The sequence below is a fragment of the Streptomyces sp. NPDC006335 genome, assembly GCF_040612795.1.
Lineage (GTDB): Bacteria > Actinomycetota > Actinomycetes > Streptomycetales > Streptomycetaceae > Streptomyces.
In genome coordinates this window covers 218,225-231,551 of record NZ_JBEXQX010000012.1, presented here as the reverse complement: position 1 = coordinate 231,551, position 13,327 = coordinate 218,225, and the positions used below count along the sequence as shown (strand labels likewise).

Sequence of the window (13,327 nt, the reverse complement as noted above, 5' to 3'; positions counted from 1 at the left end):
CAGTCTGTGGAGAACGCGCGAGAACGCACAAGGACGCAAGTCGGGCCGAGGCCGCGGTCCGACGTCTCACCCCGGGAGGGCTCCAGGCCCTCTCCGGAGACGCTTCACGTGTGGGAAACTGGTCTAGACAACCCTGAACACCGAAGGGCAGCATCACATGGCTGAGCGCCGCGTCAACGTCGGCTGGGCCGAGGGCCTCCACGCCCGCCCCGCTTCCATCTTCGTCCGGGCCGCCACGGCCGCAGGCATCCCCGTGACGATCGCCAAGGCCGACGGCAACCCCGTCAACGCGGCCTCCATGCTGGCCGTGCTCGGCCTGGGCGCCCAGGGCGGCGAGGAGATCGTCCTCGCCTCCGACGCCGAGGGCGCGGACGCGGCCCTCGACCGGCTCGCGAAGCTGGTCGCCGAGGGACTCGAGGAGCTCCCCGAAACCGTCTGAGCACGGCGTCCTGAAAAGCACCGAGGGGCTCGTCCGAATTATCGGGCGGGCCCTTCGCTTTTCCCATTCAAGGGCAGCGTAAATAGCGCCCCGCGAATTACTCTCTCTTTGTATACGGTGCCCGTGTTAATGCCGCGAGCCCGTCACGTTTACAGGATGTTGCGAGGTCCTCACACGGTCCGCGCGGTCCCCTCCGGAGGTGAACCGCAGCCGGTGCGCCGCGCCCGAGCGCTCGGTGTGCAGCGCCGTGATCGCCCGCGCGCGTTCGCCGTCCCCGCGCGCCACCGCGTCCACGATCGCGCCGTGCTCCGCCCAGGACTCCACGGGGTCGGCGGGCGCGTCCACGACGTACATCCAGGCGATCTTGTGCCGCAGCTGGGTCAGCATCGAGGTCAGCGCGGGGCTGCCGGAGGCCTGTGCGAGCGTCTCGTGGAACCAGCCTCCCAGCGAGCGCAGATCGTCGCTGTTGCCCCGCCTGGCCCGCTCCTGGCCCAGCCTGACCAGGCCGCGCAGCACCTTCAGATGGGCCTCGGTGCGCCGCTGGGCGGCCCGGGAGGCGCCGAGCGGTTCGAGCAGCATGCGCATCTCCAGGAGGTCGGCGCCCTCCTGCTCGGTCGGTTCGGCCACGCACGCGCCCGCGTGCCGCCGCGTCACCACGAAGCCCTCGGCCTCCAGCGTGCGCAGCGCCTCGCGGACGGGGACGCGGGAGACGCCGTAGCGGCGGGCGAGCAGTTCCTCGGTGAGCCGGCTCCCGCGCTCGTGGACACCGGCGACGATGTCGTCCCGGATCGCCGTGCATACCGAGTGCGCCGGAATACGCATGTCCGACCTCCGTCTTAATCCCCGTGAAACGTCGCCGATTGACGTGTGTTCAGTGACTCTATTGCAATCAGCGGGAATTTCCGACGGCGGACCGGAATCCAGGGATATTTTTTGGACAACGGGGCCTTGGAAACGACGAAACCCCGGCTCGGGGAGCCGGGGTCTCGCGGAGATCGCGCGGAGGTCTCGCGCAGGGGTGTCAGACGCTGACGCCGTGCGAGCGCAGGTAGGCGACGGGGTCGATGTCCGAGCCGTACTCGGGGGTGGTCCGCGCCTCGAAGTGCAGGTGCGGTCCGGTGACGTTGCCGGTCGCGCCGGACAGCCCGATCTGCTGGCCGGGGGTGACGGACTGGCCGACCGAGACGCCGATGGACGACAGGTGGCCGTACTGGGTGTACGTGCCGTCGGCCATCCGGATCACGATGTTGTTGCCGTACGACCCGCCCCAGCCGGCCTCGACGACCGTGCCGCGGCCCACCGCGTGGACGGAGGTGCCGCTGGCGGCGTGGAAGTCGACACCGGTGTGGCTGCCGGAGGACCAGATGGAGCCGCCGCTCTTGTAGCCGGTGGAGATGTAGGAGCCGGAGATCGGGGCGACGAAGGCGTTGAGGCGCTTGCGCTCGGCCTCGCGGGCGGCACGCTCCTTGGCCTCGCGTATCTCCTTGGCGCGCGCCTCGGCCTTGCGCTTGGCCTCGGCGGCCGCCTTCTTCTGCGCGGCGGCCTGCGCCTGGGCCTCGGCCTGGGCGTCGAGCTGGGCCGCGAGGGAGTCCGTGCCGACGGAGACGGCGGGCATGAGGCCGGTCTGCTCGACGGAGTTCTCGGCGGCGAGGGCCGGGGTGGCGATGGTGCCGATGACGCCGGTGGTGGCGAGGGCGGCGACGCCCGCGGCGCGGGCGGTGGTGCGCTTCATGCGGCTGGGACGACGGTGCTTCCCGGTGGCGCAGGTGAACGCCATGTGGTGGCTGGTCCTTTCCTTCCTTCTCGCCTACCGGGTTAGCTGACGGGTTCGGAGCAGGAAGGTCTCCTACGGACCCCCTCGCGGTGCGCGGGCGTCCGATTCACCCCAGGGACGTGTGGTGGGTCCCCGGCTCCCCTGGCTCGCGCCATGCGGGGACTCGGCGATGACTGTCCGGTGCCGCGGGCGCGGCTCGGTGCCTGACGGACAGCCCAGAGGACGCTAAGCGGGGCAACTTTCAATCCCCAAACCGATCAGGGTTTTTGTAGCGCATCCCACAGGGCAGACAGGCAACCTCCTGCCCAATTCGGACATCTAAGAGTCCTGGGTGTCGTAGGGGTCCTGGCGACGCTTCCGTCACCAGGGCCCCTCGGTCACGCTTCCTCTACTCGGCCGTCACGACCTTGACTTCGCCGATGCCGAGGGCCTCGACGGGCTCCTTGATGGCGGCGGCGTCGCCGACCAGGATCGTCACCAGCCGGTCCACCGGGAAGGCGTTCACGACGGCCGCGGTGGCCTCCACGGTGCCGGTCGCGGCGAGCTGCCGGTACAGGGTCGCCTGGTAGTCGTCGGGCAGGTGCTGCTCGACCTGGTCGGCCAGCGTGCTCGCGACGGCCGCGGCGGTCTCGTACTTGAGCGGCGCCACACCGACGAGGTTCTGCACGGCGACATCGCGCTCCGCGTCGGTGAGACCGCCCTCGGCGAGCGTGCGCAGCACCTTCCACAGGTCGTCCAGCGCGGGACCGGTGTTGGGGGTGTCCACCGAGCCGCTGATGGCGAGCATCGCGGCGCCCGAGCCGTCCGGCGCGGACCTGAGGACCTGGCCGAACGACCGTACGCCGTAGGTGTAGCCCTTCTCCTCGCGCAGGACGCGGTCCAGGCGGGAGGTGAGGGTGCCGCCGAGGCAGTACGTGCCGAGCACCTGCGCGGGCCACACGCGTGCGTGCCGGTCGGCGCCGATGCGGCCGATCAGGAGCTGCGTCTGGACGGCGCCGGGACGGTCCACGATGACGACCCGGCCGGTGTCGTCGGCGGCCACCGGCGGCACGGGGCGGGGCTGCGCCGTGGAGCCGGTCCAGGAGCCGAGGGTGTCGGCGAGCAGCGCGTCCAGGTCGATGTCGGTGAGGTCGCCGACGACCACGGCGGTCGCGGTGGCGGGGCGCACGTGCTTCTCGTAGAAGGTGCGTACGGCCGCGGAGTCGATGTTCTCGACCGTCTCCTCGGTGCCCTGGCGCGGGCGCGACATGCGCGAGTCCGCCGGGAACAGCTCCTTGGAGAGCTCCTTGGCGGCGCGGCGGGACGGGTTGGCCAGCTCGTGCGGGATCTCGTCGAGGCGGTTGCGGACCAGGCGCTCGACCTCGCTGTCCGCGAACGCGGGCGCCCTGAGCGCGTCGGCCAGCAGACCGAGCGCCTTGGCGAGGCGGGAGGCGGGCACTTCGAGGCTGAGACGGACGCCCGGGTGGTCGGCGTGCGCGTCGAGGGTGGCTCCGCAGCGCTCCAGCTCGGCGGCGAACTCCTCGGCGGAGTGCTTGTCGGTGCCCTCGGAGAAGGCGCGCGCCATGATCGTGGCGACGCCGTCCAGGCCGGCCGGTTCGGCGTCCAGGGGCGCGTCCAGGAGCACCTCGACGGCGACGACCTGCTGGCCGGGGCGGTGACAGCGCAGCAGGGTCAGGCCGTTGTCGAGCGTCCCTCGCTCGGGGGCGGGGAAGGCCCAGACCTTGGGCTCGCCCGCCTGCGGCTGCGGGTGGAACTCCATCGCGGCGAGCTCGCTCACTTGGCCGCCTCCTCGTTGTCGTCGCTGGCTTCTACGGTCGCCGCGGCCTGCGGGTCCTCGGCGGCGTCCTCGGCGCTGTCGGCGATCTCGGCCGGGGCGGTGGGCTCGTAGACGAGCACCGCGCGGTTGTCGGGGCGCAGCCTGGCCTTGGCGACCGCCTGGACCTCCTCGGCGCTCACCTCCAGGACGCGCTGCACGGCGGTCAGGGCGAGCTGCGGGTCGCCGAACAGGACGGCGTAGCGGCACAGTTCGTCGGCGCGGCCCGCGACGGTGCCGAGCCGGTCCAGCCACTCGCGCTCCAACTGGGCCTGGGCGCGCTCCATCTCCTCGGCCGTGGGGCCCTCCGCGGCGAACCGCGCGAGCTCCTCGTCGATGGCGGCCTCGATGACCGGCACCTCGACGTCACCGGAGGTCTTCACGTCGAGCCAGCCCAGGGAGGGCGCACCGGCCAGGCGCAGCAGGCCGAAGCCGGCCGCGACGGCCGTACGGTCACGCCGTACGAGCCGGTTGTACAGGCGGGAGGACTCGCCGCCGCCGAGGACGGTGAGGGCGAGGTCGGCCGCGTCCGCCTCGCGCGTGCCGTCGTGCGGCAGCCGGTAGGCGGCCATCAACGCGCGCGCGGGGACCTCCTCCTCGACGACCTCGCGCAACTGCTCGCCGATGATCTCGGGCAGGGAGCCGTCGCGGGGCGCGGGCTTGCCGTCGTGTGAGGGGATGGAGCCGAAGTACTTCTCGATCCAGGCGAGCGTCTGCTCGGGGTCGATGTCGCCGACGACCGACAGGACGGCGTTGTTGGGCGCGTAGTAGGTGCGGAAGAACGCGCGCGCGTCCTCCAGGGTGGCCGCGTCCAGATCGGCCATCGACCCGATCGGGGTGTGGTGGTAGGGGTGGCCCTCCGGGTAGGCGAGCGCGGTCAGCTTCTCGAACGCGGTGCCGTAGGGGACGTTGTCGTAACGCTGACGACGCTCGTTCTTGACGACGTCGCGCTGGTTCTCCATCGACTCGTCGTCGAGGGCGGCCAGCAGCGAGCCCATCCGGTCGGCCTCCAGCCAGAGCGCGAGCTCGAGCTGATGGGTGGGCATGGTCTCGAAGTAGTTGGTCCGCTCGAAGCTGGTGGTGCCGTTGAGCGAGCCACCCGCGCCCTGGACGAGCTCGAAGTGCCCGTTGCCGTGCACCTGCTTCGAGCCCTGGAACATCAAGTGCTCGAAAAGGTGAGCCAGGCCGGTACGCCCCTTGACCTCGTGGCGCGAGCCGACGTCGTACCAGAGGCACACCGCCGCGACCGGGGTCAGGTGGTCCTCGGAGAGCACCACGCGCAGCCCGTTGGCCAGGCGGTGCTCGGTCGCTGTCAGGCCCCCGGTGCCTGCCTGGTCTGTGGCCGTGTGACCCATGGGCATGTACGTCCCTTCGATCGCGGTCGCGGTCGTCGAAACCGCGGTTTTCCTGCCGGTCCTGCCACTGTATGCAAGCGTGCGGACCGTCGGTGAAGTTCCCGGGGCGCGTACGCCCACAGCGGATCGCGTAGCCTGCGGGCAACCGTGAGGGAGGCACCGTGCGGTCGCCGTGCAGGGCGGCCCAGCCGGGTCCCGGCCCGGACTGTCAGTGCCGCGGTCCACAATGGTCCGCGTCAGATCCCGTTCACGCTTCAGCAAGAGTGAGCCAAAGGGCCGACGTGAGCGACCCGTAGGCGAGCGACCAGAAAAGAGGAGCCGGCAGCGATGGCCCGCCGCAGCACGAAGACCCCGCCGCCCGACGACTCGTACGAGGAGCGGATCCTCGACATCGACGTCGTGGACGAGATGAAGGGCTCGTACCTCGAGTACGCGTACTCGGTCATCTACTCCCGCGCGCTCCCCGATGCCCGCGACGGCCTCAAGCCGGTGCACCGGCGCATCGTCTACCAGATGAACGAGATGGGCCTGCGCCCCGACCGCGGCTATGTGAAGTGCGCCCGCGTGGTCGGCGAGGTCATGGGCAAGCTGCACCCGCACGGCGACGCGTCGATCTACGACGCGCTCGTGCGCATGGCCCAGCCCTTCTCGATGCGCGTGCCGCTGGTCGACGGCCACGGCAACTTCGGCTCGCTGGGCAACGACGACCCGCCGGCCGCCATGCGGTACACCGAGTGCCGCGCCGCCGAGGCCGCGAGCCTGATGACGGAGTCCATCGACGAGGACACCGTCGACTTCGCCCCGAACTACGACGGCCAGGAGCAGGAGCCGGGCGCACTGCCCGCCGCCTTCCCCAACCTCCTGGTGAACGGCGCCTCGGGCATCGCGGTCGGCATGGCCACCAACATGCCGCCGCACAACCTCAACGAGGTCATCGCGGCCGCCCGCCACCTGATCCGCTACCCGAACGCGGATCTGGACGCCCTGATGAAGCACATCCCGGGCCCCGACCTGCCCACTGGCGGCCGGATCGTCGGTCTCTCGGGCATCCGGGACGCCTACGAGACGGGCCGTGGCACCTTCAAGATCCGCGCCACGGTGTCGGTGGAGACGGTGACGGCCCGCCGCAAGGGCCTGGTCGTCACCGAGCTGCCCTTCACGGTCGGCCCGGAGAAGGTGATCGCCAAGATCAAGGACCTGGTCGGCGCGAAGAAGCTCCAGGGCATCGCCGACGTCAAGGACCTCACCGACCGCGCCCACGGCCTGCGCCTGGTCATCGAGATCAAGAACGGCTTCGTGCCGGAGGCGGTCCTGGAGCAGCTCTACAAGCTGACGCCGATGGAGGAGTCCTTCGGCGTCAACAATGTGGCGCTGGTGGACGGGCAGCCCCTCACGCTCGGCCTCAAGGAGCTCCTGGAGGTCTACCTCGACCACCGCTTCGAAGTGGTGCGCCGACGCAGCGAGTTCCGGCGCACCAAGCGGCGCGACCGGCTGCACCTGGTCGAGGGCCTGCTCACCGCCCTGGTCGACATCGACGAGGTCATCCGGATCATCCGCTCCAGCGACAACTCCGCGCAGGCGAAGGAGCGCCTGATCGAGCGCTTCTCCCTGAGCGAGATCCAGACGCAGTACATCCTGGACACGCCCCTGCGGCGCCTGACCCGGTTCGACCGCATCGAGCTGGAGTCGGAGCAGGACCGGCTCAACGCGGAGATCGCGGAGCTGACCCGGATCCTGGAGTCGGACGCCGAGCTGCGCAAGCTGGTCTCCGCGGAACTGGCCGCGGTCGCCAAGAAGTACGGCACCGAGCGGCGCACGGTCCTGCTGGAGGCCGGGGCGACGGCCCCCGTGGCCGCCGTACCGCTCCAGGTGGCGGACGACCCGTGCCGGGTGCTGCTGTCCTCGACGGGGCTGCTGGCCCGTACGGCGAACGGCGAGCCGTTCCCGGAGGAGCCCGGCGGGAAGCGCGCCAAGCACGACGTGATCGTCTCGGCGGTACCGGCCACCGCGCGGGGCGAGATCGGCGCGGTGACGTCGTCGGGCCGCCTGCTGCGGATCAACGTCATCGACCTGCCGCAGCTGCCGGAGTCGGCCGCGAACCTCGCGGGCGGCGCCCCGCTGGCGGAGTTCCTCTCCCTGGAGGACGACGAGACGCTGATCTGCCTCACCACGCTGGACGAGTCCTCGCCCGGTCTGGCACTCGGCACCGAACAGGGCGTCGTCAAGCGTGTGGTCCCCGACTATCCGTCCAACAAGGACGAGTTGGAGGTCATCACGCTCAAGGAGGGCGACCGGATCGTCGGCGCGGTGGAACTGCGCACCGGCGAGGAGGACCTGGTCTTCATCACCGACGACGCCCAGCTCCTGCGCTACCAGGCCTCCCAGGTCCGTCCGCAGGGCCGTCCGGCGGGCGGTATGACGGGCATCAAGCTCACCGAGGGCGCGAAGGTCATCTCCTTCACCGCGGTGGACCCGGCGGCCGACGCGGTCGTGTTCACGGTCGCGGGCTCGCGCGGCACGCTCGACGACTCCGTCCAGACCACGGCCAAGCTGACCCCGTTCGACCAGTACCCGCGCAAGGGCCGCGCCACGGGCGGCGTCCGCTGCCAGCGGTTCCTGAAGGGCGAGGACTGCCTGTCCCTGGCCTGGGCGGGCGCCGTCCCGGCCCGCGCCGCGCAGAAGAACGGCACCCCGGCCGACCTCCCGGAGATCGACCCGCGCCGCGACGGCTCGGGCGTGTCGCTGGCGAAGACGGTGTCGGTAGTGGCGGGCCCCGTCTAGACCAGCTCCTCGGGATCCGCCTCGGTCCCCTGGACGTACCGCAGGACGCCCCACATGCCGGCCTCGTCGGCGGCGTGCGGGGCGTCCGTCGTGTCCGCCCCGCACGCCTCCAGTTCCTTGCCGAGGGCGGGCGTGTCGATGCCGGAGCCGATGAGGACGAGCTGGGTGAGCCGGGGGTCGCCGGCCGGCCAGGGTTCCGGGTAGAACCGCAGGAACCGCCCCACGGCGTGTACGGCGTAACGGTTGCGGACGTCGTACGGCCCGAAGTCGACGTACCCCTTGATCCGGTACAGGCCCTCGGGCCGGCTGTCGAGGAAGGCCATGAGCCGGCGGGGGTCGAGGGGCGTGTGGGAGGTGAAGGAGAGGCTGTCGTAGGCGGAGTGGAGATGCGCCGCGTGGCCGTGGCCGTGGCCGTCGTCGTGGTTGCGGTCGTGGTCGTGGTCGTGCAGGTCGTCGAAGGAGAGCTGCCCGATGCGCTCCTCGGCGGGGCGGCAGTCGAAGAGGAACTCGGGGTCGATGCGGCCGTAGGTGGCGGGAACGACGGCGGCGCCGTCGACGAGGGATCGGACGACCGCCAGGAGGCGCTCGGCGTCTCGGGGAGCGGCCGTCCGGTCGAGCTTGTTGACCACGACGAGGTCGGCGAGGGCGAGATGCCGGTCCAGCTCGGGGTGCTTGGCACGGGTGTCGTCGAACTCGGCGGCGTCCACGACCTCGACGAGACCGCCGTAGACGATGTCCGGCTGCTCGCTGGCGAGCACCATGCGGACGAGTTCCTGCGGCTCGGCGAGTCCGCTGGCCTCGATGACGATGACGTCGATGCCTGCGTCGGGGTGGGCGAGCTTGGCGAGGTACCCGTCTAGCTCGCTGACGTCGACGGCGCAGCACAGGCAGCCGTTCCCGAGGGAGACGGTGGAGTCGCCGAGCGCGCCGGCGACGGCCATGGCGTCGATCTCGATGGCACCGAAGTCGTTGACGACGGCTCCGATTCGGCTGCCTCCGCTGCGGTGGAGGAGATGATTGAGGAGCGTGGTCTTGCCGGAACCCAGGAATCCGGCGAGCACGACGACCGGGATCTGCCGGGGGCTCCCGCTCGGCTGACTCAACGTACGACCTCTTTCGCGCTGCTGCGTGCACCGGATCGCGGTCCCGGCGCACGTACGAGGTGTGAATGCCGGACCAGGATACGAGCCGGAACAATCCCCTCGAAGTGAACGATTGTTAGCAGCACTTGCGGGGCAGACGTTGGGGAAGGCGCCGGTTCGTGCGACCCTCACTTCCCTCCGTGCGCCTCCTCTCCGCCTCCCCCGCCGATCAGAGCCGCTCGGCACCCTGGGAGACGGCAAGCGCCGCCCACCGCTCGCCGGTCCCCATCAGTCGACCCGCACCCCGACGACCGGCGGACGGCCGTTTGAATCGGGGGTTGACATGGCCACACGGAACGACGGAACGCGCGGGCGTGGTTACGCAGCCGCTGCGGGACTCGCCTTCGCGGCGGGGGCACTCGTGGCACTGGTCGCCCAGCAACGCCGTTATGACGAGTTGCTCCTGCGCGTCACCGCGGTCGAACGCGATGATCGCCAAGCCGTCCTGACCGAGCAACAGCGCCTCCAGTTCTCACTGCTGTGCAAAGCCATGGACGATGCCGACCTCGCTGCCGTGTACAGCACCGTGGAGATCGAGTCCCCGATCCAGCGCAGGCAGTACCTGTTCGCCCATGCGATGTACACCAACGCGCTGCTCGCCTACCGGACCGGCGTAGTCAACTGGGAGGAGCTGCACGGCCACCTCCGGGTGATCTGCACGAACTCGATCTTCCGCGATTACTGGAAGGCCCACACCGAGCATCGCGCCAGCCTTCGGGAGGATTCGGAGGAGGCACGGGTGGGCCGAATGGTGGACGGCATCATCCAGGATCTGGACGAGGCCGACATCGACGAATGGTGGGTGGTCGGCGAACCGCCCGCGGAGGAAAGCTAGTTGACCGACCCTGGCCTCGGGCACCCACCGTGCGGGACTGACGACCCGGCACATTCCGGCAATCACAAGGGGCTAATCTGTCTGCTCTCTTACCACCCAACGCTCCAAGGACCGGGATCCACTTGAAAATCGTGCGCCGCATCGGTGCGTCTCCACGCGAACGTGGCAGTCTGTCCGGCGACACCTGCCCCGACATCTTCGAGCTCAGTGACGGCAATTTCGCGATCATCGGGACGGAGGCCACGGCGGTGCTCGACCGCGAACTGCCTGCCGACGCAGCTCGGGCCGACTATGAGCGGATTGTCATCGTGAGCCGGGAAACGCTGATCCGCGCGAAGGCCGACATCCCCGACGCATGAGTTCCCCGACGGGCGACGAACCACCCCGAACCGTTTCCCGTGACACTTGCCCCACCGCACTTCACGAAGAGCGGCACCGGGGCCTTTCGAGCAACACGAGACCCCGTCCCTGCTCAGCCCATCGCGAGCCCGGCGCCAGAACGGCACCGGGCCTCATTCATGTCCAGGCCATCACCGGCACCGCCATCGGCGCCTCCGCCCCCACATACCGCGCCACCGGCCGGATGGTCTTCGAGTCCGCCGCCTGCTCCAGGATGTTGGGACGTTGGTGTGCGACTCCCGCCCCGGCTTCAGCTCGGCCAGGACCGCCTCCACCTGGCGTTCCACCTCGACTGCGAAGTCCCCCGGGGTCCGCCGAACCGCCGGGCGGCCTCCCGGAGCATCCGGGAACGCGGGTCCTCCGTGCGGTAGATCGCGTGGCCGAAGCCCATGATCCGTTCGCCGGCGAGCACCCGTTCACGGATCCAGGGATCGAAGCGGTCGGGCGTGCCGATCGCGTCCAGGGCGTCCAGGGCCGGACTCGGCGCTCCCCCCGTGCAGCGGCCGGGACAAGGCTCCTACGGCATCCACGAGACAGGCCACCGCATCCGCCCCCGTGGACGCGGTGACCCGTGCCGTGAAGGTTGATGCGTTGAAGCCGTGATCAATGGTTGATATCAAGTGCTGCTCGACCGCGCGGTCCTGCTGCGGCTCCGGCTCCGCACCCGTCCACATGTAGAGGTAGTTCGCCGGTACGAGAGATCCTCACGTGGCTCCCCGACTCAAGCCCTCGCTCAGCCGGTGTTGGGCGGTGAGCCGACGTCGGTACAGCCGCGCCGCCGCGAGCGCGTGCCGGTGCCGCTCGTCCGGGTCGATGTCGTACACCGGCCGGAACCCCTTCGCCGCGCCGAGCAGCGACAAGGCCGTTCGCATACCGGCAAGAGGACCCGACCGTCCGCTCGCCGCCGCGATCGCGGGCAGCGCCGCCCGCACCAAGTCCGGCAGCGCGTGAGGTTGCCCGTCGCCCCGCCAGCCTGGAGCCGTAACCGGCAAGTCCGCACGGTCTCTCCCCCTACTCCGCCGCGTATCGAGACTCGGCAGGGGCTGGTCAGGCCTTGGGCACAGAGGGGTGTCGTCCACAGAATTGACAACTTGATTCAGTCAACATTGACATTTATCGAGTCAAGCATAGACAGTCGAATCAAGTTGAAGGAGGAGAGCATGCCGATCGATCGGACCGCACCCGTCTCTGTCGACGTGCCGCGGGGTCTCGCGGGCGTCGTGGTCACGAACACCGTCCTGGGTGACGTCAGGGGGTTGGAGGGCTTCTATCACTATCGCCAGTACTCCGCTGTCGACCTTGCGCAGTCCCGCAGCTTCGAGGACGTGTGGCATCTGATGGTCCACGGCGAACTGCCGGACGCCGAACGGGCCGTCGTCTTCGCCGCCGAAACCGCCGCGCTGCGCCGACTGCCCGAGGAGGTTCGCGCCGCACTGCCCGCCATCGCCGCGGCCAGCGGCCCCTCCGGACCACTGGCCGGCCTGCGCAGTGCGATGTCGCTACTCGGGGCGGTGAAGGGGTTCCGGCCGATGTACGACATTGACGCCGAGCAGCGCCGCGCAGACACGATGGCGGCCGCGGCGTCCGTGCCCACACTGCTGACCGCCCTGTACCGGCTCGGGCGGGGCCTGAAACCGATCGAACCGCGCAACGATCTGCCGTATGCCGCGAACTACCTCTACATGCTGACCGGTTCGGAGCCGGACGCCGAGCGGGCCCGGGCGATCGAGCAGTACCTGATCTCTACTGTCGACCACGGCTTCAACGCCTCCACCTTCACCGCACGAGTGATCGCCTCCACCGGCGCGGACGTGGCAGCCGCTCTGGTCGGCGCAGTGGGAGCCCTGTCCGGTCCACTGCACGGCGGCGCTCCCAGCCGGGCGCTGGACACCCTGGATGCGATCGGCACGCCTGACCGCATCGACCCGTGGATTCGCGAACGCGTCCTCGCCAAGGAGCGCATCATGGGCTTCGGTCATCCCGTCTACCGCACCGAGGATCCCCGGTCCCGCATGCTGCGCGGCATCGCGCAGCAGATCGGCGGCCCGCTGGTCGACTTTGCGGTCGAGGTCGAACAGCACGTGGAGGCCATCCTGGCCGAGCTCAAGCCGGGACGCGAGCTCCATACAAATGTCGAGTTCTACGCGGGCGTGGTCATGGAACTGTGCGGCCTGCCCCGGGAGATGTTCACCCCGACGTTCGCGGCGGCGCGGGTGGTGGGCTGGAGCGCGAACATCCTGGAACAGGCACAGGACTCAAAGATCATCCGTCCGGCGGCGCGGTACATCGGACCGCAACCCCCGGTAGCAGTACCGACGATGGCCTGAGCCACTCCTTTCACTCTGCTGTCCTGCGCCTCTCGTACACGTTCACCCGGACGGCCACTCCCCCGTGCGCCCGTCCCCTGTGCGACTCGCCGACCGAGGACCCCTCAAGACCTCAGCCGGGAGCACATGCCCTCGCACTGTTCCAGTTCCCGGCGGAGGACCACTCAGGGATACAGACTCCCGCCGTGAAATCCGTCATCACGGCCATCGACGAGGTGGCACTGGGCAACCACCGGAAGTGCAGCACGCACTCCTCCAAGCGCATGGCCACGCGGGATCTCTCGGCCCGGGCCCGAGTCGCCGCCAAGGTGGCCGACAGGGCGGACCACGCGGCCCAGAAGCCGGCCGTTCCACTGCCGACCACGAGGACGTCCCGGTGTTCCGCGCGTCCTGTCGTGGGCTCTCCTGATGCATGCGAGGAGCCGGTTCGGAATCGGAACTCCGGACCGGCCCTCCCAAGGT

At 70.0% G+C, this 13,327-nt stretch carries 10 protein-coding genes, 1 pseudogene and 1 riboswitch; of the genes and pseudogenes, 5 read left to right on the top strand and 6 right to left on the bottom strand.

What is annotated here, in order from left to right:
• Positions 1-157: 157 nt before the first annotated feature.
• A complete protein-coding gene (locus tag ABZ098_RS29990) occupies positions 158-439 on the top strand; it encodes an HPr family phosphocarrier protein (protein ID WP_007385204.1) in 282 nt (93 codons plus the stop codon).
• A gap of 126 nt (positions 440-565) precedes the next feature.
• Here the strand turns inward: ABZ098_RS29990 and ABZ098_RS29985 are convergent, their stop codons facing one another.
• From ABZ098_RS29985 to ABZ098_RS29970, 4 genes are all read right to left on the bottom strand, one after another.
• Positions 566-1,261, bottom strand: coding sequence for a GntR family transcriptional regulator (locus ABZ098_RS29985; RefSeq protein ID WP_356596411.1), 696 nt, complete (start codon positions 1,259-1,261; stop codon positions 566-568).
• 199 nt (positions 1,262-1,460) lie between these two features.
• Entirely contained in the window at positions 1,461-2,216 is a 756-nt protein-coding gene (locus ABZ098_RS29980; protein ID WP_356596409.1) for a M23 family metallopeptidase, read from the bottom strand.
• A 13-nt stretch (positions 2,217-2,229) separates the two neighbouring features.
• Positions 2,230-2,392: riboswitch (cyclic di-AMP (ydaO/yuaA leader) on the bottom strand.
• A gap of 209 nt (positions 2,393-2,601) precedes the next feature.
• The gene (locus tag ABZ098_RS29975) at positions 2,602-3,990 is read right to left on the bottom strand and encodes a pitrilysin family protein (protein WP_356596407.1); all 1,389 of its coding nucleotides are present in this window, start codon (positions 3,988-3,990) and stop codon (positions 2,602-2,604) included.
• Positions 3,987-5,387, bottom strand: coding sequence for a pitrilysin family protein (locus ABZ098_RS29970; protein ID WP_356596405.1), 1,401 nt, complete (start codon positions 5,385-5,387; stop codon positions 3,987-3,989). Before ABZ098_RS29970 ends, ABZ098_RS29975 begins: the two co-directional genes overlap by 4 nt.
• 321 nt (positions 5,388-5,708) lie before the next feature.
• Between ABZ098_RS29970 and ABZ098_RS29965 the strand changes: the two genes are divergently transcribed.
• Positions 5,709-8,162 (top strand): DNA topoisomerase IV subunit A, encoded by a 2,454-nt coding sequence (locus ABZ098_RS29965; protein WP_356596403.1) that lies wholly within the window; start codon positions 5,709-5,711, stop codon positions 8,160-8,162.
• On the opposite strand, the gene ABZ098_RS29960 is transcribed toward ABZ098_RS29965, so the two are convergent.
• Complete coding sequence (locus ABZ098_RS29960) at positions 8,159-9,265, bottom strand: CobW family GTP-binding protein (RefSeq protein ID WP_356596401.1); 1,107 nt, start codon at positions 9,263-9,265, stop codon at positions 8,159-8,161. The two genes, ABZ098_RS29965 and ABZ098_RS29960, sit on opposite strands and share 4 nt — an antisense overlap.
• A gap of 322 nt (positions 9,266-9,587) precedes the next feature.
• On the opposite strand from ABZ098_RS29960, the gene ABZ098_RS29955 reads away from it, so the two are divergent.
• Positions 9,588-10,139 (top strand): DUF6082 family protein, encoded by a 552-nt coding sequence (locus ABZ098_RS29955; protein WP_356596399.1) that lies wholly within the window; start codon positions 9,588-9,590, stop codon positions 10,137-10,139.
• 122 nt (positions 10,140-10,261) lie between these two features.
• On the top strand, positions 10,262-10,498 hold the full coding sequence (locus ABZ098_RS29950) for a hypothetical protein (RefSeq protein WP_078936075.1): 237 nt from the start codon (positions 10,262-10,264) through the stop codon (positions 10,496-10,498).
• A 157-nt stretch (positions 10,499-10,655) separates the two neighbouring features.
• On the opposite strand, the pseudogene ABZ098_RS29945 reads toward ABZ098_RS29950, so the two are convergent.
• A pseudogene (locus ABZ098_RS29945) lies at positions 10,656-11,482 on the bottom strand (citrate/2-methylcitrate synthase); the annotation flags it as partial.
• Positions 11,483-11,698: 216 nt separating this feature from the next.
• On the opposite strand from ABZ098_RS29945, the gene ABZ098_RS29940 reads away from it, so the two are divergent.
• Positions 11,699-12,865, top strand: a complete 1,167-nt coding sequence (locus ABZ098_RS29940; RefSeq protein ID WP_356596397.1) for a citrate synthase/methylcitrate synthase — start codon at positions 11,699-11,701, stop codon at positions 12,863-12,865.
• The last annotated feature ends 462 nt before the right edge of the window (positions 12,866-13,327 follow it).

Excerpts from the sequence above, each read along its gene's own strand:
- ABZ098_RS29955 (WP_356596399.1), top strand. The coding sequence starts at position 9,588 with ATGGCCACACGGAACGACGGAACGCGCGGGCGTGGTTACGCAGCCGCT.
- ABZ098_RS29970 (WP_356596405.1), bottom strand. The coding sequence starts at position 5,387 with ATGCCCATGGGTCACACGGCCACAGACCAGGCAGGCACCGGGGGCCTG.
- ABZ098_RS29990 (WP_007385204.1), top strand. The coding sequence starts at position 158 with ATGGCTGAGCGCCGCGTCAACGTCGGCTGGGCCGAGGGCCTCCACGCC.
- ABZ098_RS29940 (WP_356596397.1), top strand. The coding sequence starts at position 11,699 with ATGCCGATCGATCGGACCGCACCCGTCTCTGTCGACGTGCCGCGGGGT.
- ABZ098_RS29965 (WP_356596403.1), top strand. The coding sequence starts at position 5,709 with ATGGCCCGCCGCAGCACGAAGACCCCGCCGCCCGACGACTCGTACGAG.
- ABZ098_RS29985 (WP_356596411.1), bottom strand. The coding sequence starts at position 1,261 with ATGCGTATTCCGGCGCACTCGGTATGCACGGCGATCCGGGACGACATC.
- ABZ098_RS29980 (WP_356596409.1), bottom strand. The coding sequence starts at position 2,216 with ATGGCGTTCACCTGCGCCACCGGGAAGCACCGTCGTCCCAGCCGCATG.